This is a genomic window from Peribacillus sp. CSMR9, assembly GCF_033141925.1.
In the GTDB taxonomy this organism is placed as follows: Bacteria; Bacillota; Bacilli; order Bacillales; family DSM-1321; genus Peribacillus; species Peribacillus simplex_A.
In genome coordinates this window covers 76,431-95,844 of the sequence record NZ_JAOPHO010000007.1, presented here as the reverse complement: position 1 = coordinate 95,844, position 19,414 = coordinate 76,431, and the positions used below count along the sequence as shown (strand labels likewise).

At 39.5% G+C, this 19,414-nt stretch carries 21 protein-coding genes; 7 read left to right on the top strand and 14 right to left on the bottom strand.

The genetic code is table 11. The features are described from left to right. Nucleotides 1–224: 224 nt before the first annotated feature. A complete protein-coding gene (locus tag N9I19_RS06790) occupies nucleotides 225–494 on the bottom strand; it encodes a DUF1292 domain-containing protein (RefSeq protein ID WP_089361813.1) in 270 nt (89 codons plus the stop codon). A gap of 208 nt (nucleotides 495–702) precedes the next feature. On the opposite strand from N9I19_RS06790, the gene N9I19_RS06785 reads away from it, so the two are divergent. From N9I19_RS06785 to N9I19_RS06775, 3 genes are all read left to right on the top strand, one after another. After that, the gene (locus N9I19_RS06785) at nucleotides 703–1,284 is read left to right on the top strand and encodes a sigma-70 family RNA polymerase sigma factor (protein WP_284469378.1); all 582 of its coding nucleotides are present in this window, start codon (nucleotides 703–705) and stop codon (nucleotides 1,282–1,284) included. Further along, entirely contained in the window at nucleotides 1,284–1,967 is a 684-nt protein-coding gene (locus N9I19_RS06780; RefSeq protein WP_317777326.1) for a DUF3600 domain-containing protein, read from the top strand. Before N9I19_RS06785 ends, N9I19_RS06780 begins: the two co-directional genes overlap by 1 nt. A 226-nt stretch (nucleotides 1,968–2,193) precedes the next feature. Continuing rightward, nucleotides 2,194–2,580 (top strand): VOC family protein, encoded by a 387-nt coding sequence (locus N9I19_RS06775; protein WP_317777325.1) that lies wholly within the window; start codon nucleotides 2,194–2,196, stop codon nucleotides 2,578–2,580. A gap of 384 nt (nucleotides 2,581–2,964) precedes the next feature. Here the strand turns inward: N9I19_RS06775 and rpsN are convergent, their stop codons facing one another. From rpsN to katA, 13 genes are all read right to left on the bottom strand, one after another. Then, nucleotides 2,965–3,234: a 30S ribosomal protein S14 gene (rpsN, locus tag N9I19_RS06770; RefSeq protein WP_061465381.1), complete on the bottom strand. Its 270-nt coding sequence runs from the start codon at nucleotides 3,232–3,234 to the stop codon at nucleotides 2,965–2,967. A gap of 266 nt (nucleotides 3,235–3,500) precedes the next feature. After that, a complete protein-coding gene (locus tag N9I19_RS06765) occupies nucleotides 3,501–4,670 on the bottom strand; it encodes an NAD(P)-binding domain-containing protein (RefSeq protein WP_317777324.1) in 1,170 nt (389 codons plus the stop codon). 66 nt (nucleotides 4,671–4,736) lie between these two features. After that, nucleotides 4,737–4,886 carry a 50S ribosomal protein L33 gene (gene rpmG, locus N9I19_RS06760; RefSeq protein ID WP_061465383.1) on the bottom strand — a complete coding sequence of 50 codons (150 nt, stop codon included), beginning with the start codon at nucleotides 4,884–4,886 and terminating at the stop codon, nucleotides 4,737–4,739. Between the two features lie 21 nt (nucleotides 4,887–4,907). Beyond that, entirely contained in the window at nucleotides 4,908–6,101 is a 1,194-nt protein-coding gene (locus tag N9I19_RS06755; RefSeq protein WP_317777323.1) for a GTP-binding protein, read from the bottom strand. 207 nt (nucleotides 6,102–6,308) lie between these two features. Continuing rightward, nucleotides 6,309–6,683: a hypothetical protein gene (locus N9I19_RS06750; protein ID WP_317777322.1), complete on the bottom strand. Its 375-nt coding sequence runs from the start codon at nucleotides 6,681–6,683 to the stop codon at nucleotides 6,309–6,311. A 161-nt stretch (nucleotides 6,684–6,844) separates the two neighbouring features. Then, on the bottom strand, nucleotides 6,845–7,015 hold the full coding sequence (locus N9I19_RS06745) for a hypothetical protein (RefSeq protein WP_176431796.1): 171 nt from the start codon (nucleotides 7,013–7,015) through the stop codon (nucleotides 6,845–6,847). Nucleotides 7,016–7,178: 163 nt separating this feature from the next. After that, nucleotides 7,179–7,559, bottom strand: a complete 381-nt coding sequence (locus N9I19_RS06740; RefSeq protein ID WP_176431821.1) for a nucleotide excision repair endonuclease — start codon at nucleotides 7,557–7,559, stop codon at nucleotides 7,179–7,181. Nucleotides 7,560–7,774: 215 nt separating this feature from the next. Next, a complete protein-coding gene (locus N9I19_RS06735; RefSeq protein WP_072272311.1) occupies nucleotides 7,775–7,927 on the bottom strand; it encodes a YpzG family protein in 153 nt (50 codons plus the stop codon). Between the two features lie 102 nt (nucleotides 7,928–8,029). Next, nucleotides 8,030–8,677 (bottom strand): DUF4352 domain-containing protein, encoded by a 648-nt coding sequence (locus N9I19_RS06730; RefSeq protein WP_284469374.1) that lies wholly within the window; start codon nucleotides 8,675–8,677, stop codon nucleotides 8,030–8,032. 22 nt (nucleotides 8,678–8,699) lie between these two features. Beyond that, nucleotides 8,700–10,064, bottom strand: coding sequence for an alkaline phosphatase (locus N9I19_RS06725; protein WP_061466275.1), 1,365 nt, complete (start codon nucleotides 10,062–10,064; stop codon nucleotides 8,700–8,702). 498 nt (nucleotides 10,065–10,562) lie between these two features. Next, on the bottom strand, nucleotides 10,563–11,720 hold the full coding sequence (purT, locus tag N9I19_RS06720) for a phosphoribosylglycinamide formyltransferase 2 (protein ID WP_317777321.1): 1,158 nt from the start codon (nucleotides 11,718–11,720) through the stop codon (nucleotides 10,563–10,565). A gap of 639 nt (nucleotides 11,721–12,359) precedes the next feature. Then, a complete protein-coding gene (locus tag N9I19_RS06715) occupies nucleotides 12,360–13,553 on the bottom strand; it encodes a M14 family metallopeptidase (protein ID WP_317777320.1) in 1,194 nt (397 codons plus the stop codon). A 326-nt stretch (nucleotides 13,554–13,879) separates the two neighbouring features. Beyond that, the gene (katA, locus tag N9I19_RS06710; protein ID WP_061465390.1) at nucleotides 13,880–15,334 is read right to left on the bottom strand and encodes a catalase KatA; all 1,455 of its coding nucleotides are present in this window, start codon (nucleotides 15,332–15,334) and stop codon (nucleotides 13,880–13,882) included. Between the two features lie 646 nt (nucleotides 15,335–15,980). Between katA and N9I19_RS06705 the strand changes: the two genes are divergently transcribed. From N9I19_RS06705 to N9I19_RS06690, 4 genes are all read left to right on the top strand, one after another. Then, nucleotides 15,981–16,871 (top strand): TetR/AcrR family transcriptional regulator, encoded by an 891-nt coding sequence (locus N9I19_RS06705; protein WP_317777319.1) that lies wholly within the window; start codon nucleotides 15,981–15,983, stop codon nucleotides 16,869–16,871. 155 nt (nucleotides 16,872–17,026) lie between these two features. Continuing rightward, nucleotides 17,027–17,374, top strand: coding sequence for a phage holin family protein (locus N9I19_RS06700; protein WP_061465392.1), 348 nt, complete (start codon nucleotides 17,027–17,029; stop codon nucleotides 17,372–17,374). Between the two features lie 421 nt (nucleotides 17,375–17,795). After that, nucleotides 17,796–18,107 (top strand): ArsR/SmtB family transcription factor, encoded by a 312-nt coding sequence (locus N9I19_RS06695; RefSeq protein ID WP_061466277.1) that lies wholly within the window; start codon nucleotides 17,796–17,798, stop codon nucleotides 18,105–18,107. A 128-nt stretch (nucleotides 18,108–18,235) separates the two neighbouring features. Further along, on the top strand, nucleotides 18,236–19,411 hold the full coding sequence (locus N9I19_RS06690; protein WP_317777318.1) for an MFS transporter: 1,176 nt from the start codon (nucleotides 18,236–18,238) through the stop codon (nucleotides 19,409–19,411). Nucleotides 19,412–19,414: the final 3 nt, after the last annotated feature.

The following is a 19,414-nucleotide window of genomic DNA, read 5'->3' as shown; positions in this document are numbered from 1 at the left end:
AGGTTTCCAAATTGGAAAAACAATTATTTTATAACTTGCGATGCGAAGCAGATGGAATAATGAAGCTTTATAAAGAGTTTCGATAAGGAAGAAGAGAAAGAAATTAAAGAAAGTACTTCAAATTCAATAAAAAATCAAAAAGGTTTCGGAATGAGAACATTCCGAAACCTTTTGTTCAACAGCCTGAGGCGGCACATATTGTGCCGCCTTTTACTCTTGCCCCATCATTCTTTCTCTTCAAATGCCGCTTCAAACGCCAATGATACCTTTTCGAACTCTTCATCCGATTCAATATCGAGCAGCTCACCTTCGCCTTCGACCCTGAAAAAGAAAATATCGATATCTTCCTCTGTATCTTCTTCAATATCTTCAAGCAAACCTACTGCTACATATTCCGTTCCTTCTACATCCAATGATCCTAAAACCTCAACTTCATGGCCTTCATCATTGTCATCAGTAAGGGTGAAAACCTCACCTTCACGAATATTACCCATATTACCTCTCCTCCCATATCCATTAAATAATGGAGTTGTTTCCATAGTATATCGACTATTCCATATAGAAACAAATTTTTGCCCTGGAAAAAAATAAATTCTTTTCTTTTCAAGAAAATAATCCATTAAAATGGGAAAATACCCCTAAAAAGCGAACGAAATATTAATACCTTACCAATATATAGTATAGACGGAAGGAGGTTATAGGATGAGTGACCAAAATGATTTAATTTCCAGCATCAAACTTTTCTTAAAGGGAGAGAAACAGGCATACGACGAGCTATATGAAAAAACTATTCAAAGTGTCTATAGAAACGTTCACTTTCTTATAGACGAAAAAGCGGATATTGACGATGTGATTCAGGACATCTACATAGAGGTCTATAAGTCTCTTCGTAAATATGATTGCGAAAGACCTTTCAAACCATGGTTAATGGGGATTGTCATACGGCAGCTTCAAACCTATCGACGGAAAAGATGGATGCGCCTAAGGATTTCTAAAAAGGCAGAAGCAGAAGTAGCAGTACGAATCAATGTTCCAGATTTTTCTCATGACATTGTTGATAAAATTTCTAATCAACAACTCGTAGATTTAGTAAACCAGTTACCTTACAAGCTAAAACAAGTCGTAATTCTTCGCTACTTAAATGATTATTCACAAGAAGAGGTAGCCAGAATTTTAGAAATCCCGATTGGAACCGTTAAATCCAGGATTCACGCTTCTTTAAGAAAGTTGAATGCGAAAGGAAAAGAAAGTCAATTATTTTTAGAGAAAGTGAGGAATGTATAATGAACAATCTTCATAATCAATTAAGGGAAGCGTTATATGAAGAAAGTAAGAGCCTAAATCCTTCACCAGAACTAAAAGTGAAAGTAATGAGTACAATAACAACTAATCGAGGAAAAAGAAAAAAATATTTAATAACAAGCGTGCTAATTGCTTCACTGTTACTCCCAACCAGTGCTTTCGCCTATCAATCCTTCCTGGCTGATGATCTATACGGATCATTCGAGCAGGTAAAAAAGCATTTGGCTAATGCTACCATGGAGGGATACCTCCTTTTCGATGCAAAACTGTCCCAAGCTAAAGGTGAATTGGGAAAAGAAGAGTATGCTGATTTCAAAGAATTATTACATGTAGTAACTGAGTCTAAGCTAGACTATGGAGATGCAAACGGCAATATTGATTACGACCAACTTCCTTCAAGAAAAATCGCTGAATTAAAAACAGCCTTTATGGAAATACAGCCATATTTCGATAAATTAAACGGACTAGTATCCAGTGAAGAGTTGTTAACGGCTGAGGAATACGAAACGTATATTGAGGCTCTTATGACATATGAAAAAATTGCCGTGCAAAGTGGGAGTGAAAACGGCTCAGTTAATGTCGATGACTTACCTGCCAATCTTCAAGCTGAATTTCAAGAAGCAAGGGATTTCATGGATTATGTAAATGGGATGCAAATTCAATGAAGTAGAAAGAGTTCTCCACTATACATGTATAGACAATACTTTTCTTCATTAAGTATTGTCTATTTCTTTATCAATCATTTTCCACGATTCACCAGCCAATTCTTCCTTCATCTATCATTTTTTAATAATCAGAAAAACACTACCCCAAAATTGTAATATTATTACGAATAATGTTATATATACTAATACTTTCATATTGTACTAAACAAAATTAGGAGGAAGTTCCTTGGCTATAAAAAGAGTCGATCATATCGGAGTTGTTGTAAGAGATCTTGAAGAATCCATAACCTTTTATCAGGATGTATTAGATTTAAAAGTGAAATCGCGGGTGCTACATACTAATGGTGTAATCCAACTAGCATTCCTTGGATACAATGATTCAGACGAAACAGAAATTGAATTAATTCAAGGTTATAGCGACACACTGCCATCCGAAGCCACGATCCACCATTTTGCAATTACTGTGGATGATATCGAAAAGGAATATGACCGGATTAAAAGTTTAGATAACATCGAGCTGATTGATGAAGAAATCGTCACCCTTCCAAATGGTTATCGCTATTTCTACATATATGGACCAGAAAAAGAGTGGATTGAATTTTTCCAAAGGTAAAAGTTGATTAATAAAAAAGCAGAGTTGATAAAACTTCTGCTTTCTTTACGTTATCTTACCTTACCTAAACCGAACTGGTTCTCTCACGCCCCCTTTTCGTGCCTTAATTTCTGAACAAGCATTAAAGTTAGTAAAATAAGATTACGCCATACACTTCCTTTAAGCTAGGTTAAGACATGAATCGGCCCTTGGTTTATTAAGGGCTCTTATTCTCATGAACGATTCCTCTTTGTAACTAAAAAAAAATCATACATCCTACTTCTCAAATTGTCTTATTAACCGATTTAATAATATATACTCTTACTGCTTAAAGCTTTCCTTTTCAAAAAAAAAAGTTGATTCAAGGAACCTTCCCCCTGAATCAACCTTGCTTTTCTCCCCGCTTCACCAGCTTGCCTTTTTGACACCTGGCAGTTGCCCTTTATGAGCAAGTTCCCTAAAAACGATACGTGACATGTTGAATTTGCGCATATATCCACGGGGCCTTCCTGTTACTCCGCAACGATTGTGAACCCTTGTCGGCGAAGAATCACGCGGGAGTTTGGCCAATGCAGCATGATCCCCCTTCTCCTTCAATTGCGTTCTAAGTTCTGCATACTTTTCGACCATTGCCAACTGTTTTTGTGCTTTTACCACCTTGGATTTTTTAGCCATTTTAATCTCTCCTTTTTAAACATAATGATTTTATAAATTGGCTCTTTTCGTAAAGATTGTTGTTTTTAAAACGAAACTATTTAAGGTTGATTGGAGCGGAAGTTCGAGACTCCTGCGGGAGCAGCGGGACAGGTGAGACCCCACAGGCGTTTACGCCGAGGAGGCTCACCGCCCGCCCCGCGGAAAGCGAGCATCTGGAGGGGAAATCAACCACAACTCACTACCTGGTAAATAGCAACAAAGTATGTGAAAACAGCCTATAAATTCTATAAACTGTTCACAATTCGTTCCGCTGCCTGTCTTGCTCCAGATATATTCCTGGATATCGGTCCCATTTCAAGTTCAGCCAATGCACCCGTGACATATAAACCAGGTCCCCACTGCAACGACTGCGATACAATCGGATAACCACATTCAGCAAGGCGTAAATCATGCGACTGGATGACTGGCGTTAGCCAATCCTTCCCTGGCATTGAAGACTTAAAGCCGGTTGCTAAAAGGATCGTCCCTGTTTGTTGGATAACCTTTTCGTTTTTATCCCTGAGGCTAATATGCCCGTCCCTCCACACAGCGCTTATCACTTCAACATCCATGACACGCAATAATCCCTGTTTAACCTGATTCATCAGCACTTTAAGTAAGTCAGGTGGAATGGATCCCTTATAACGGGCATGGATAATGGCTTCGCGTCTTTTTTGATAGCTTGTTATAGCACGGAAAGGACGCTGTCTTTTCGGCCCCAACCAACCAGGATCACTGTCGAAATTATGAATTCTAAACGGATGCCGCTTTAGTACCGTTACTTCATTGGGATAGATCTTACTCAGCTTTAAAGCCAGATGGACAGAAGATATACCTCCCCCAATGATCGTGATGGGTCCATGTAATTGTGTCAGCTCCGGAATATTTTCATCGAATATGTGAAAAATGGAGCCCTCATGCTCTTGTTTTAATTGCAGTGCCCAATCCGGCCAATAATGCTGCTCACCAATACCAATTGAAATCACGAGTTTTTTCCCTGCAAGTCGTCGCTTGTTTTGCAATTGTACTTCCCATCCCTGTCCCGTTTTACAGACAGAGGTGACTTTCCCTTGCACCCATGCCTGCTTAATAGATAAATCATCTGCAACGTGAGCACAGTGTTCATTGAAGGATTGTAGGGATGGCCGCTTATATTGGCCATAAAAGTTATTGTTCCAGTCTGCTTTTTCCACATATTTCTGCAGGCTGAATGGATTCACATCCAGATGGTGTACGGATGGTGAACGTAAATATGGCATTGAAATCACTTCCGTACAATGCTTCCATCTCGCCAATGGTTCTTCATTTCTATCTACAATCGCCAGCTGGTCCACTGTCGTTTTTCCTGACTTTAGTAAAAATGTGGCCATCGTCGTACCTTGAATGCCTCCGCCAATAATGACCCATTCCAACATGAACTTCCCCCCTTTTACATCCATTCTCTTCAATAAAACATAATCATTACGATTTAAACCACGGAATTACTTCGTTTCTCGGTGAAGCGTGTGTTTCTTTAAACGCGGGCAGTACTTTTTCAATTCGATTCGATCCGGGTTATTCCGCTTGTTTTTCGTTGAGATATAATTTCGGTCCCCTGATTCTGTGCATGCTAAAGTAATGTTTACTCTCATGTTTGTTCCTCCTAAGGTTTATTAATGAACTATTTCCGTAAATGCAGGTAATGGATCTTCATACAGAGACCAATCCTGCTGCAGCTCTATTTCCGTCAATAAGCATTGATCTAATTCATTTTCGATTTCCTGTTGATTCATTTGAATGCCAATCAACACTAGTTCCGTCATCCGGTCTCCGTAAATATCATCCCAGCGTTCCAATAATTCAGGTTCATCCTGGAGTATCTGCTGTTGTTCATCTTTAGGATAAGCAGCAATCCATTTACCTGCTCCCTCGATCATTAATGACGGTCCAGCCTGTGATAGCAGGCCCGCTGTATCATTTCTTGATGCCAACCAAAGGAAGCCTTTTGCCCGCACAACTTCCACCGGCCAACTTTCCAACCACGTCATCAGCCGCGATGGATGAAATGGTTTTTTCCTTCTGTAAACGAAGGAGGCAATCCCATATTCTTCGGTTTCTGGAATATGCTCTTCATTTAATTCCTTTATCCAACCCGCCCCTTGGCTTGCCTTTTCAAAATCAAACAGATGGGTGTTCATGACTTCTTTTAATGGCACCTGGGAATGATCCGTTTCTATAATCCGCGCATCCGGGTTTATTTTTTGAAAGACCCCATTTAACTTCCCTATACCTTCGGGCTTCATTAAATCCATTTTATTTAGAAGTATTACATTGGCGAACTCAATTTGATCAATCAATAGATCAACCACTTCCCTCTGATCGGCCTCATCCTTTGCCTGCATTCGATCAATAAGAGTTTCCCCTGAAGCATAATCCTGCCAAAAGTTCTTCGCATCAACAACGGTGACCATCGTATCGAGCCGACAAAATTGTGATAAATCAATTCCCACGTTTTCATCAACATACGTGAAGGTTTGGGCGACCGGAACGGGCTCACTGATACCGGTCGATTCAATCACGATATAGTCGATATTACCTTGTGTGGACAGCTTTTCCACTTCAATCATTAAATCCTCACGAAGCGTACAGCATATGCAACCGTTCTGCATTTCCACCAACTTTTCATCTGTCCGGGTAAACCCTCCCTGTTTGACAAGGGAAGCATCAATATTGACCTCACTCATATCATTGACGATGACGGCAACCTTCAGATTCTCCCGATTTTCAAGGATATGATTCAACAGTGTCGTTTTTCCCGCGCCAAGGTATCCACTCAAAACTGTAACAGGGATTTTCTTATTTCTCATTCACAAACACTCCTTAAACATTTCTGCTTTTACCCACCCGCAAATCAAAATCATTACGATTTATTCGATAGAATTATTTTTTTGTTTAGCACTACCCCTTTATAATAAAACGTAATCATTACTATTTGCAAGTTTTTTCAAAATTACCTCTCGAATATTTCCTGAACGAGTTTATCGCCATTGCTCCAAATACAGCAGCATGGGCACTCACGTAAAAAATTCATCTGTGCAGAAATTCCAAAAATACGCTCCATCGTTTTCGCCGGCCTTGACTGTATAAGTTATTTTATTATTAACGAATTGAATTAAAGTTAGTTTATAAAAATGGCTGTTTTCACATACTTTGTTGCTATTTACCAGGTAGTGAGTTGTGGTTGATTTCCCCTCCAGATGCTCGCTTTCCGCGGGGCGGGCGGTGAGCCTCCTCGGCGTAAACGCCTGTGGGGTCTCACCTGTCCCGCTGCTCCCGCAGGAGTCTCGCACTCCGCTCCAATCAACCTTAAATAGTTTCGTTTTAAAAACAACAATCTTTACGAAAAGAGCCATAAAAATAAATAGAAGCCCAATCACACCTAACAACATGTGTAATGAACCTCCAGTGCGGCTTTATAATTTATTGTACTTCCATATACAGCTGATCATCAGCAACGTTTCATTATCCAATTCATTTTTCCTTTTTTAAGAAGAACCTTTAACGTATTACTTTGTTGCAAATCGAGCAACAAACTTTTTGGTTCATATGCTTATTCCGCCATTTCCCACTCTGAAGATTTTACTGTCTCTTGTTCAAAAGTTTCAATCTCTCTCTGTTTAGCCAGTTTAGAAGCTTGTGACACGGACCATGTTAAATTCCCAAAGGCAATCACTGTCCCGATCGAGATAACTAACACCTTTTTACAAAGTATTTTCTTCAATAGCAACCTCCTGAAAATGTATTGGATTACTTTAAATATAAACCAACCCTGTTAACCTAACATTAAGTGACTGTAAATGTACGGAACTTATTTTTGTACATTAGTTGTAAACTTTGTTTGCCCACAAAAAAAGCTGATTGCATGCGCAGCCAGCTTTTTTTCCTTATTTATAGAACACTTTGTCGACGTTGTATTTAGCATGAAGTTTATTGATCATGTACGTTTCATAGATATCACGTTCCATAGCGTCTTCGACTATAAGAATGTCAATTTTCTTGACTTCATTACGATGCTCTTTAATCGGAGAAACATTATCCTCGAAATGCTTCTTGACCCTTTGTCTTAATTTACGAGCTTTTCCGACAAAAATCAGCTCATCATTTTCATTGTAAAACAAGATGATGCCGCCTTTATCACGGGGAATCAAATGAAAATCGATAAACCCGTAAATTTCAGGAATGACAGCTTCGTCTCCTTCTATAACTTGTTTTCTTTGTTTGATGCTTATATCCGCTGCAGGGATTTCAATTTTTATCATTACAATTCACGTCCTCTATTTGTATAAGGTGAAACTTTCAATCGGAAACACTGCTCCGGTAATGGATAAATTTCACGCCAGGCACACTTAAAGGTAAATGGTATCATAATTATGAATGAAAAGCCATGTATCCCTTTAATGGTTTAGATTCGATGTCGATTCAGCATTAAATATAAAGAAGAAGACTCGCTGAGAGCCTCCTTCTTTGTCGGAAATATCCGTTACCACCTGTGAGCCTTTGCATTGCTTCTTAGTATAATGTTTGTTTGCGATTCTTGCGTATGGCCATTAACTTGAGATTTTGAACGCTTAGGTCTTGTCCAATTATGGTGAAACTTTTGAGAATGTGGATCTAATTGATCTTTATAGCTCATTCTGTGTCACCTCATCATTAGGATTTGGATATTCCGTTCAGTGATAGTAACCCCATCACTTGTTCTAGTATTTAATTTTTCCAAGGCATTTATACATATTCTTTAAAAAGCGAATTCAGCTGACTTGCCTTTTGCAAGGACTTCCCCTTCTTCATCTACCGCATCACTTGTCATGAAGGATATGCCTTCTATGTTTCCATCACTTAGAATGAAACCAATGTTTCCATTTTTCGAACCATTTCCTTCTATTTCACCAGTAAGTTCTTCTAAGTAGATGTCATCTTCCCACGTCAGATGTTCCCCGCTGTCCGTTTCAAGAAATGCGACTGGGGAAAACTTGATTTTTTTATCCGAATTGTTTTTGATTTCCACGTTCACTTTTACGATATCGAAATCTTCATCATGAGTATAGCCATGAAAGAAATCAATCATGCTGTAATCCGGAGTGGCATGCATCACTTTCATATCTTTGACTTCAACCTCAATCGGACCAACATTCAACGCTTCATTCACTTTTTTATAGGCTTTCAAAGTTAAGTCGCCCTTAGCATCGGAAACGTTTTGGCCGATTTGGTTCAATTTTAAATCATCAGGAAGCTGTGGATTCGGAACATAGACATCCTTTTTCACCAGTGGCCGTGCAACTTCCTCTGTTTTTTCTTTAGCTGTCGTTTCTTCTTTGTAAGCTGGTTGTGTATTAAGAGCACCAAATGTCGTTAATATCAGGGCACCAATCATCAGTCTGTTCATTGAATCCCTCCCTGAAGTATTTTTACTTCTTTAATAGATCAAAGATGATTTTGGCTTGATCCGTGTTATCGACCTGTCCTGCAAAACGTTCTTTATATGGTCCATATGCGTAGACCGGAACATCTTCACCTGTATGTCCCCCTGTAGTCCATGCAGTGTTGGTCCGATTGTCGAATATGGCTTCGATGGCATTATCGACGTTCGTCACATTTTTTGATTTGGCGGCTTCTGTTACCGTTTTGATTTCATCGTTAGTTAGTTTCAGTTCATTTTGATTAATATATTGCTTTAAAGTCTTTTCAACATCGGCCCCTTTGACGATGGCATCCGCCATGAAGTCAGGGGTGCGTTTGGCTGCCTTGATCGGTTCACCATACCAATTATATATTCCTTTAGCCCCGATCGAGAATCCTCCTGTAGAGTGATCGGCAGTGGCCACCACTAATGTATGTTTGTCTTTCTTCGCAAATTCGATGGCCGCTTTGTATGCTTTTTCAAAGTCTTCCATTTCACTCATTGCACCTACAATATCATTATCATGTCCGGCCCAATCGACCTGGCTTCCCTCAACCATAAGGAAGAATCCATCTTTGTCTTTATTCAAGCGCTGGATTGCCGAACTTGTCATGTCTGATAAAGAAGGCGTTTCACTTGGGCGGTCAATCATTTTCGGGAGTCCTTCAGAAGCGAATAAACCAAGGACCTGTTCATTTTTGTCCTTAAGCATTTGATTTTTATCAGTCACATAACTGTACCCGTCTTTTTCGAAGGCTTTCGCCAAATTGACATCAGGCCGGACAAAATTGGACTTCCCACCGCCCAATAGGACGTCAATTTTATGTTTGCCCTTGATTAAGTCATTATAATAATCGTCTGCGATTGAATTCATGTTTTTCCGATTTTCATCATGGGCTCCAAAAGATGCTGGTGTAGCATGAGTGATTTCAGAAGTGGCAACCAATCCCGTCGCTTTTCCTTTTTCCTTTGCTGCTTCCAATACGGTTTTGACTTCAGATTTATCATTATCCACTGCAATTGCTGCGTTATAGGTCTTCACTCCCGAAGACATTGCCGTTGCTGCTGAGGCTGAATCCGTTATATTTTGTGCAGCGTCTTCAGGGTAGGTCATCTGCTGGCCAACCAAGTATTTATCAAACTCTGTCTTTTCTGCCACCTTCGTACCAGGATTATCTTTTAAGTACCGGTAAGCGGAAGTATAGGAAACACCCATGCCGTCACCGATAAGGAAAATCACGTTCTTGATTTCCGGTTCTTTTTTTTGCTTATCCTTTGCCGAAACACGATCCGCTGCGGACCATGATAAACTTCCAAATGCTAATGCAGAAGCGAGTGTAATGGGCAAAACCTTTTTACTCCAATTATGAATCAAATGAATGACCTCCCTATAATTAATATCTAATTAAACTATAGGTGAAGATGATGAATACAATGTCAAGGCTATGTAAAAATGCAGTAGGATTATTGTTAAGACAAGGTAAAGGCAGACATGTCACGGGATTGTATGCACTTTTACGAGGTTGTTTGTTATTCAGGAAAATCATCAGTAGTGGGAAATTTTATATGGTTTAGAGGAGTGAAAAAAAATTGGTTAACACCAACGTGGTTAAGTGATCTTGAACAAAGTTCTTTTCATTCAACTTCTTCAATTCGGGGTGATTTGTTAGGAATTTGAAAGTGCTAAAAAAATTAATGGAGAAAAAAGAAAATAAAGCATCCATTCAGGATGCTTCAGACTGAAGACAAACTCGCAGAAAGCGAGTTTGCCTTCAGTTTTTTCTTTGAAACGTTCCATTCATTTTCAGAAAACCGCTCCCTTACCGCCGACTGACTGAAGCGCTCCATTCAAAGAGCGCTTTTTTCACTATTATTTTTCTACAACTAAACATTCCAAAGCACGGGCCGCATTTACTCTCGCTACCTCGATTGAATCGGCAGATGACAGGGCTACAGCGACCCTTCTCCCGGCCTTTGTAACCGGTTTTCCGAAAAGACGGACTTGTGTATTTGGTATAGCCAAGGCTTGTTCAACACCGACTATAGAATATTCCGATAACTCATCTTGCGCTTTTAATGGGCGGCTGGCACCTGGGTTGACCAGCGTGATTTCCGGGATGGGAAATCCTAGGATCGCTCGAACATGCAGGGCAAACTCCGACAAATTCTGAGTCACTAGTGTCACTAGCCCCGTATCATGCGGACGTGGGGAAACTTCACTGAAATAGACTTTATCCCCAGAGAGGAAAAGCTCAACACCGAATAATCCGTACCCTCCAAGTTCATCTGTAATGGCATGGGCAATTCTTTTCGCTTCCACTATTTGCGCTTCTGTCATATTATGCGGCTGCCAGGATTCAATATAATCCCCGCCCTGCTGAATGTGGCCGATGGGAGCACAAAACATGGTACCGTTTACGGCCCGGACAGTAAGCAGCGTGATTTCCGAATCAAAACGGATAAATTCTTCAATGATCACCCGTCCATTTTGAACCCGGCCGCCTTCCATCGCGATTTTCCAGCACTCTTCCAGGTCACCTTCCGTTCGGCACACGCTTTGACCTTTCCCTGAAGAACTCATCAGCGGTTTTACGACATTCGGAAATCCAACTTCTTTGGCAGCTTGGGCAAATTCTTCATAAGTATCAGCGAATTTGTAGGCTGCCGTCGGAATCTCCAGGGTTTCAGCAGCCAACCTCCTGATTCCTTCACGATCCATAGTCAATTTAGCTGCTCTTGCCGTCGGAATGACATGAAAGCCTTCCTCTTCCAATTTGACTAATTCAGATGTAGCAATGGCTTCGATTTCCGGTACAATCAAATCGGGTTGTTCTTTTTCTACAATTCCCCTTAGTTGTTCCGCGTCAAGCATATCGATCACATAACTGCGATGGGCGACTTGCATGGCAGGGGCTAGTTCATAGCGGTCTACAGCAACGGTCTCCACACCAAGGCGCTGTGCTTCAAGTATGACTTCTTTCCCCAATTCACCGGAGCCCAATAATAAAATCTTTTTGGATTTATACATTCAGTCTCTCCTCCTCAATACCTTAAAATTATTATATACGAACTATAAACGAATAAAAATAAATATTTATTCGTATTTTCATTAAAAATCACACAAAAAACAGGAAATGACTACAGTTCATTTAAGTTTTTAAAAAATAACTTGAAAACTAGGAATAATAAGTTTTATGTAGTTTTCCGGAAAGGTATATACACCGGAGTCTCCCTATTCAAAAGGATTCGATAAGGCCCTTTCCCCTCTGTTGATTGGGGACACAGATGCACATGTCGAAATTTGCACTACGATTCATTTTGAAAATGTAAGCGCTTTCTATTATAATGGAATTAGGTTGGATGGCATGCGTGGCCGTCAAAGTATATGGCGTAGGTGGGGCCAATACTAGCGCTAAGGAAGTCAAACTTCTTTATCGTAAAACTATCAGGATTCTTTTTGGTAGGGGCTGCAATATTACTCGGACGAGTACTGGAGAACGTCCGTTACTTTTTAGGCTAAAAAGCGAGTTAATCATGCAATCGATAAGTAAAGCATAACTTTACTTATTTTTTGCAGCAGCCCTCATCGTCTCAAGTCTAATAGTTTATAAGACTAAAAAGCTCTTCCCCATGGAAACGGAGTCGAGCTTTTTCAATTGGTCAAAATTCACATATATAACCCTGCTAAGAAAATCCCTAGCGACTTCTGATAAATCTCATCGAATTGTGATATAGGAAGGGGATTGGTTCCTTTGCCAAGCTCCACGGTAAACCCTGGCCTTCGCCAATCCTGAATGTACCAATCCTTATACCCTGCGTAACTATTGGCGGATTTGACTGGTTCATATCCACTGACCCTCGCAAACTCATTGACTATCGTTTCGGACTCGGGCGGTTCCATATCTTCAAACCCCCAATAAATGACCTCTCCTTGGGTATGGAAAGCAAGAACTCTGTTAAAATCACGTTTTCTTGTCAACTCCGCCATTGCAATAGCTTCAGGCTGTGTAAGCGGCCCTTCCCCGGAAAAATTTGCCGGACCTGGCTTTGTTACATTATTGCGAGCTTGTTCCAATTCCCATTTGGCAGGAAATTGATCATTCAGATCCACCCCATTAATATTGGCTTTCCAGCCAGAAAAGTCTTCGCTTCCATTATTCCATTCCACGAGCCGTCCTCTCAATGTCTCATCGGCAGGTGCGCCTTTTAAAACCAAATCCACTCCATCCGGATTCACCATTGGAACGATCGACAGCATCGTCTGTTGATAAAAAGGCAACAGGGACATACCGCGGATGTCAGTCTGATTCGTGACCGACAGTAAATAATCATTTAAAAAGGTCATGATCACAGGCGTCGTAATCCACTCATTCGCATGAAAGGAACCATTATAGTGAACTCGTTTGCCACCATTCCCAATCATTACTTCGGGAATATTCTTTCCAAGCACCGAGTCCCCAATGGGGGAGGTTTTAATAAATGGGTAGATACTTTTCAAACGTCTTACATCGGTCACCATCGTCCCATAATCATATTCCTGGTTTCCTTGAATTAGCCTCCACGTAATCCTTAATGGCACAGAAATCGTCTGACCGACATGCAGGGCATTAGGGTTGAGTTTAGGATTAACGAGAAATATGGCATCCAGTGAAAGATTATGTGATTTGGCAATTGCCCATAATGAGTCCCCTCGCTTAATCTTATAGCCGGTCGTCGTAAAGCCAGGAACTTTGATTTGCTGTCCTATAATAAGCGCAAGCGGATCAATCCGACTATTGGAATCAATGATAAGTTGGTAATTCACCTTGAATAATTGGCTATAATACCACAAGGAATCATTCTGCCGAACAAAAACGTCCATACTGCACCTCCTCTTAACCAAATGTATGCTGATTTGGTTTAATCATTGCCAAAGCACCCGGACCTTTCTTCATTTATCGGGACTACAAGATTGTTGTAGATCACTCCTCAAAATGGCATCATCCAGAATTCGCTGATCCATGAACTCCAACGATGCCTTTTGATTATTTACTTCAGGCATTCGCCAAGCTTTCAAAAAGCTTACTATTTAAAATGGGGCATAACATTCACCTTCTTGATAAACAGGACATCCCGGAATAAAACAAAACAGGCACCCATTCATGAATGGATGCCTGTTTGCATTTAATAGTTTAGAATTTCCATATTTTACGCTTCTTGTGGTACGGCCAAACCTAAACCTTCAGCTACGCGCGTTCCGTATTCTGGATCGGCTTTGTAAAAATGGCCGATTTGGCGAAGTTTGATTTCTTCCAATTCCACTGGTTTCATTGCGCCCACAATCGTTTCAACAAGACGGGTTTTCTCTTCCGCACTCAATAGACGGTATAAGTCACCTGCTTGAGTGTAGTGATCATCACTATTATGACCTACTTGTGCAGCTTTCCCTGTCACCTCAAAAGGAGTGACTTTATTTTCCGTTGATTCTGCAGGGCCTCCAAAACTATTCGGCTCATAATAAACGGATCCCTTGCCATTGTCATCTGCACGCATGAAGCCATCACGTTGATAGTTGTTCGCTTCTACTTTCGGACGGTTAACCGGAAGCTGGTTGTGATTCGAGCCCACACGGTAACGGTGTGCATCTCCATATGCGAATAGACGTCCTTGAAGCATCTTGTCTGGGGAAGCTTCAATTCCCGGTACGAATGTTCCCGGTGAGAACGTCGCTTGCTCCACTTCAGCAAAGTAATTTTCAGGATTTCTGTTCAATTCCATACGCCCAAGCTCGATTAGCGGATAATCTTTTTGAGACCATACCTTCGTTACATCAAATGGATCGAAACGGTAAGTATCCGCATCTTCCAAAGGCATGATCTGAACATATAACTTCCATGCAGGGAAGTCCCCTTTTTCAATCGCATTGAAAAGATCTTCCGTATGGTAATCAGGGTTTTCACCTGCTAGTTTTGCAGCTAGATTGACATCAAGATTTTTGATGCCCTGTTCTGTTTTGAAGTGGTATTTCACCCAAACGCCTTTCCCTTCATCATTCACCCATTTAAATGTGTGGCTTCCGAAACCATGTGTATGACGAAGTGTGGCAGGAATGCCTCGGTCGGACATCAGGATCGTTACTTGGTGTAAAGATTCTGGTGAATGTGACCAGAAGTCCCAAACTGCCGTCGGGTTTTTCAAATGTGTTCTAGGATCTCTTTTTTGTGTATGAATGAAGTCGGGGAATTTAATCGCATCCCGAATAAAGAATACAGGCGTATTATTACCGACGATATCGTAGTTTCCTTCTTCCGTGTAGAATTTAACAGCAAATCCACGTGGGTCACGGACTGTATCAGCAGAACCCAATTCACCGGCTACTGTAGAGAACCGGATAAAAAGATCTGTCTTCTTGCCAACACCATTGAAAAGTTTAGCTTTCGTATACTGAGAAAGGTCGTTCGTTACTTCAAAAGTACCGAATGCACCGGCACCTTTCGCGTGAACTACACGTTCAGGCACACGTTCACGATTAAAGTGGGCAAGTTTTTCCAACAAGTGTACATCTTGAATGAGTACAGGACCCCGTTCGCCGGCAGTGATTGAGTTTTGATTATCTCCAACTGGTGCTCCCCAGCTTGTAGTAAGGTTTTTCTTGTTTGTCATAATTGAACCACCTTTTCATTATTATTTATGTATATAATGATAAAGCTTCTCAGGAAAAAATCAATACTTATTTATAATAATTTTAATATAATAATCAATTCATTATCCTTTTTCATTAATTTATAACTTTATGTATATCCAGAATACGGAAAGTAAGCGAAGTACAAACACTGACGGTATAAAACATGTCCCCATAATGGAATTCCTAATAATGGTATACGACCTTCATACCCAATATTCCTTCATGACAAGTGATTTTATCATTTCTCCCACTAATGGGATAGTAATCGAGAATCGGAACGGATATCCATTTATGCTTTCTTGAAATGATGCCACTGTACCTATTTCATTCTATTTATTTTATAACAAACCCGATGGTTCTCCCTGTGACTTTATTCACTTCATTAGCCTTTATTTACATAATGAAAAGAAGGATGCATGGAACTTAATTTTTCATCGCTTTTGTGAGTTGATTTAAACAGTCCTGATCCATTCCCAAGCAGTCACTGAAACAAAGTGTCCATAAGAAGCCATCGCCCTTATTATGCTGGGGAAATTGTAAACATACTGGTTTGTGTTCGTATAGAAAATAAGATACTATTACGTTAAAATGACCGTCCAATAAAAGTAAGGGTGATATAAATATATGAATGAGCGGAAACAGCAGGTAGTAAAATATGCACACCAATTATTTATTGAAAAGGGTTATCAAGCAACATCCATTCAGGATATTTTAGATTATAGCGGCATTTCAAAAGGAACATTTTATAACTACTTTTCTTCTAAAAGCGAATTGCTTAAGGCAGTCTTCCTATCTACGCAAGAAAAATTCGAAAAAGAGCGGAATGAATTGCTAATTGGGCAAAACCTTTCAAATATTGAAATATTCATCAAACAATCTGAATTACAAATGCACTCCAATAAAAGTAATAAACTCTTTTCCTTATATGAAGAAGTAATGATTTCAAATGATACAGAACTTAAGAACTTCATTACACATGCTAAATTCCAGCATATACATTGGCTATCAAAACGGTTTCTGGATATTTTCGGTACTGAGAAAAAACCCTATATTTTGGACTGTGCCATTCTTTACTCGGGGATGATGCATCAAACGATTCATTTTAATGCCCTGGCTAAAGAGCCCGAATTCAACCCTACTGAAATTATCCGTTATTGTGTGGACAGGATTAAAACCATCTTCGAAGATGTTAGCAAGTCAAACGCACAGCTTTTAGAACCCGATCTTATCAAGCAATGGCTGCCGGAGTGCTTCCATACACAGCAGGATTTTCATACAGCACTGCTGCACTCTGCAAATGATCTAAAAAAGATGATCTTGAAACTATGTCAAGTTGATGAAGCAGAACGGGTAAAAAACTTAAAATTAATTCACTTTATCCAAGAGGAACTTTTACAAAGCAGCGATCCGCGAATCTTTCTCATCGAAAGTGCCCTGCTTTCCTTAAACACCAATCCAAAGCTGAAAAACACATTGGAATTAAGTGAATTCGAAAAGATCATTGCCAACAACTAGATAGAAAAAATGGCCCCCAAAATGGGTCTTCCTCTTATGGGGAATACAAATCCGTATCCCTCTTTTTTTGTGACAATTCTGCAAACATTTAACTGAAATTCACGAAGTTTTAGTATAATGGACTTGTAGTATAGTGACTTCAGGAGGAGTTTTTCATGAACATAATAATGCGTTTTCTTATCAACGGGCTGGTATTGCTCGTTATTGACTGGCTTCTCGACTCCATCACGATTAAATCTTATGGCACAGCCCTGCTGGCGGTTTTTATATTATCAATCATGAACTTGCTGGTTAGACCCATTCTACAACTTATCACATTGCCGATCACCATCCTGACGTTCGGATTGTTTTCTTTCATTATCAATGCTTTCACATTCCAAATCACTTCCTATGTAGTCAGTGGCTTTGTCATACATTCTTTTTGGGGAGCTTTAATCGGATCATTGTTATTAAGTTTCATTCAGAGTCTTCTTATAAAAAAGAGTAAAAAAAACCGTCAGTGATGCTGACGGTTTTTAGTATTCATGCCATTTTCATAACAGCCTTCGATATTTCCCGGGCTATTTCCCCAAATTCTGCAAACCTTCACAGGCTGTATTCGCCCATCTTTGACAATTAACAAGGAATAACCGTACATACCGATTTATATGGAAATGGAACGAATCGATTTATGGAAGAATGACCTGTTCACAAAGCTAAACCAAGTTTTATGCTGTCCTATATGCTCAGATTCCCCCTTGCACGAAATCATCGATGACCGTACAGGAATATCGAAAGGACTACTAAAGTCGCCTTTGATAAGAGCTTATTCACTACATAGATTCACTTCTTTTCGTATTACTATTTCCGCATCTTCAAATTCCGCATTAGTGAAAACGGTAAATTTGCATTTACAAATCTATAAAAATAGATATAATGATTTATATGGAACCTACATTAATCTATAAAGCTTTATCAAACGATACACGTCGTCAAATTTTGCTATGGCTAAAAAATCCAGAGAAGTTCTTTAATGAAAAGCCTTATTTTCAACAAGGTCTAAATTTTCAAGTTGGTGTATGTGTGGGAGATATTCAGGTTAAATCGGGGCTTGCCCAATCTGTCATCTCTAGTTATTTGTTAACCATGCAAAAAGCTGGTCTGTTGGAGTCTGAGCGAATCGGAAAGTGGACTTATTATCGTCGGAATGAAAAAACAATACATGAATTTTCCGAGTACATTCAAAAAGAACTATAAAATAAACGTAAAGGAGGTCATTCTTTTTTTGTTTTTACATATCTAGATATACAGATATTTAATTTTATAAATGATTTTAATCTGTATATAAATTAAGGAATATACAATAGGAATGGAGATTTATATTAATGAAAACAGTTAACCCTTTGCTTATTATTATGTTGGCTCTAGGCGTATTCGGCATTATTACAACTGAAATGGGTATTGTGGGAGTCCTACCCCAGATCACTCAAAAATTTAATATAACAACTTCACAAGCAGGTTTACTTGTAAGTATATTTGCTTTAATTGTTGCCATTTCAGGTCCATTCTTGACCTTACTCGCTTCTGGAATTAATCGTAAAGTAATTCTATTAACCTCAGTATTTATGTTCACGATTTCAAATATTATTTATGCATGTACAACGAAATTTGATATCATGCTAGCTTTCCGTATACTACCCGCCATTTTTCATCCTGTCTTTTTTTCAATAGCCCTTGTGACTGCAGCCAAAATTGTTCCTCCGGAAAAAAGTAACCAAGCAGTTACAAAGGTTTTTGCCGGAATTACTTTCGGATTTGCATTTGGTGTACCTTTAACTTCTTATTTCGCGGAAAAGTTTTCGTTAGAAACTGCTTTCCTATTTGGGGCTGTTGTAAATGCGATTGCTTTTGTAGGAATATTATTGTGGCTTCCTTCCATGCCTAATGAGGAAAAAATGTCTTATGGCAAGCAGCTTGGAATATTACGTAAACCGGGATTATGGTTAAACATCGCAGCCGTTATGTTTATCTTTGCAGCAATGTTCTCTGTATACAGCTACTTTGCCGAATATCTTGGACAATTAACACAAATGAATGGTTCTTTGATTAGTGTAATGTTGATGGCGTTTGGTCTAATCATGATTTTTGGGAATTTTTTATTTGGTGGATTCTTGCGAAAAAGCATAACTAAGACCGTTATAATGTTTCCCCTTCTATACATAGTAATTTATTTATTCGCTTATTATTTAGGCTCTTATTTAATTCCGATGATTCTAATGGTTTTCATTTGGGGAATAGTTCATTCTGGTGGTCTAATTGTCAGTCAAACATGGTTGACAACTGAAGCGAACGAAGCACCTGAATTCGGCAATAGCTTGTTTGTCTCATTTTCAAATCTTGGAATTACTTTAGGGGCGTCTATTGGTGGTTGGTTTATTTCTCACTTAGGAATACATCAACTCATGTGGAGCGGAATTGTGTTTGCATTGCTAGCTTTCTTTTTGATCATGATAAAAATTAAAATTTTCAGTTCTAACGTAGAGGGAGTTAACGTAGCGTAGGTT

What these genes read in the sequence shown, in the direction of transcription:
- N9I19_RS06790 (WP_089361813.1), bottom strand. Translation starts at nt 494, where the DNA reads ATGGGTAATATTCGTGAAGGTGAGGTTTTCACCCTTACTGATGACAAT.
- N9I19_RS06785 (WP_284469378.1), top strand. Translation starts at nt 703, where the DNA reads ATGAGTGACCAAAATGATTTAATTTCCAGCATCAAACTTTTCTTAAAG.
- N9I19_RS06780 (WP_317777326.1), top strand. Translation starts at nt 1,284, where the DNA reads ATGAACAATCTTCATAATCAATTAAGGGAAGCGTTATATGAAGAAAGT.
- rpsN (WP_061465381.1), bottom strand. Translation starts at nt 3,234, where the DNA reads ATGGCTAAAAAATCCAAGGTGGTAAAAGCACAAAAACAGTTGGCAATG.
- N9I19_RS06765 (WP_317777324.1), bottom strand. Translation starts at nt 4,670, where the DNA reads ATGTTGGAATGGGTCATTATTGGCGGAGGCATTCAAGGTACGACGATG.
- rpmG (WP_061465383.1), bottom strand. Translation starts at nt 4,886, where the DNA reads ATGAGAGTAAACATTACTTTAGCATGCACAGAATCAGGGGACCGAAAT.
- N9I19_RS06755 (WP_317777323.1), bottom strand. Translation starts at nt 6,101, where the DNA reads ATGAGAAATAAGAAAATCCCTGTTACAGTTTTGAGTGGATACCTTGGC.
- N9I19_RS06750 (WP_317777322.1), bottom strand. Translation starts at nt 6,683, where the DNA reads ATGTTGTTAGGTGTGATTGGGCTTCTATTTATTTTTATGGCTCTTTTC.
- N9I19_RS06735 (WP_072272311.1), bottom strand. Translation starts at nt 7,927, where the DNA reads ATGAGCTATAAAGATCAATTAGATCCACATTCTCAAAAGTTTCACCAT.
- N9I19_RS06730 (WP_284469374.1), bottom strand. Translation starts at nt 8,677, where the DNA reads ATGAACAGACTGATGATTGGTGCCCTGATATTAACGACATTTGGTGCT.
- purT (WP_317777321.1), bottom strand. Translation starts at nt 11,720, where the DNA reads ATGTATAAATCCAAAAAGATTTTATTATTGGGCTCCGGTGAATTGGGG.
- N9I19_RS06715 (WP_317777320.1), bottom strand. Translation starts at nt 13,553, where the DNA reads ATGGACGTTTTTGTTCGGCAGAATGATTCCTTGTGGTATTATAGCCAA.
- katA (WP_061465390.1), bottom strand. Translation starts at nt 15,334, where the DNA reads ATGACAAACAAGAAAAACCTTACTACAAGCTGGGGAGCACCAGTTGGA.
- N9I19_RS06705 (WP_317777319.1), top strand. Translation starts at nt 15,981, where the DNA reads ATGAATGAGCGGAAACAGCAGGTAGTAAAATATGCACACCAATTATTT.
- N9I19_RS06700 (WP_061465392.1), top strand. Translation starts at nt 17,027, where the DNA reads ATGAACATAATAATGCGTTTTCTTATCAACGGGCTGGTATTGCTCGTT.
- N9I19_RS06695 (WP_061466277.1), top strand. Translation starts at nt 17,796, where the DNA reads ATGGAACCTACATTAATCTATAAAGCTTTATCAAACGATACACGTCGT.
- N9I19_RS06690 (WP_317777318.1), top strand. Translation starts at nt 18,236, where the DNA reads ATGAAAACAGTTAACCCTTTGCTTATTATTATGTTGGCTCTAGGCGTA.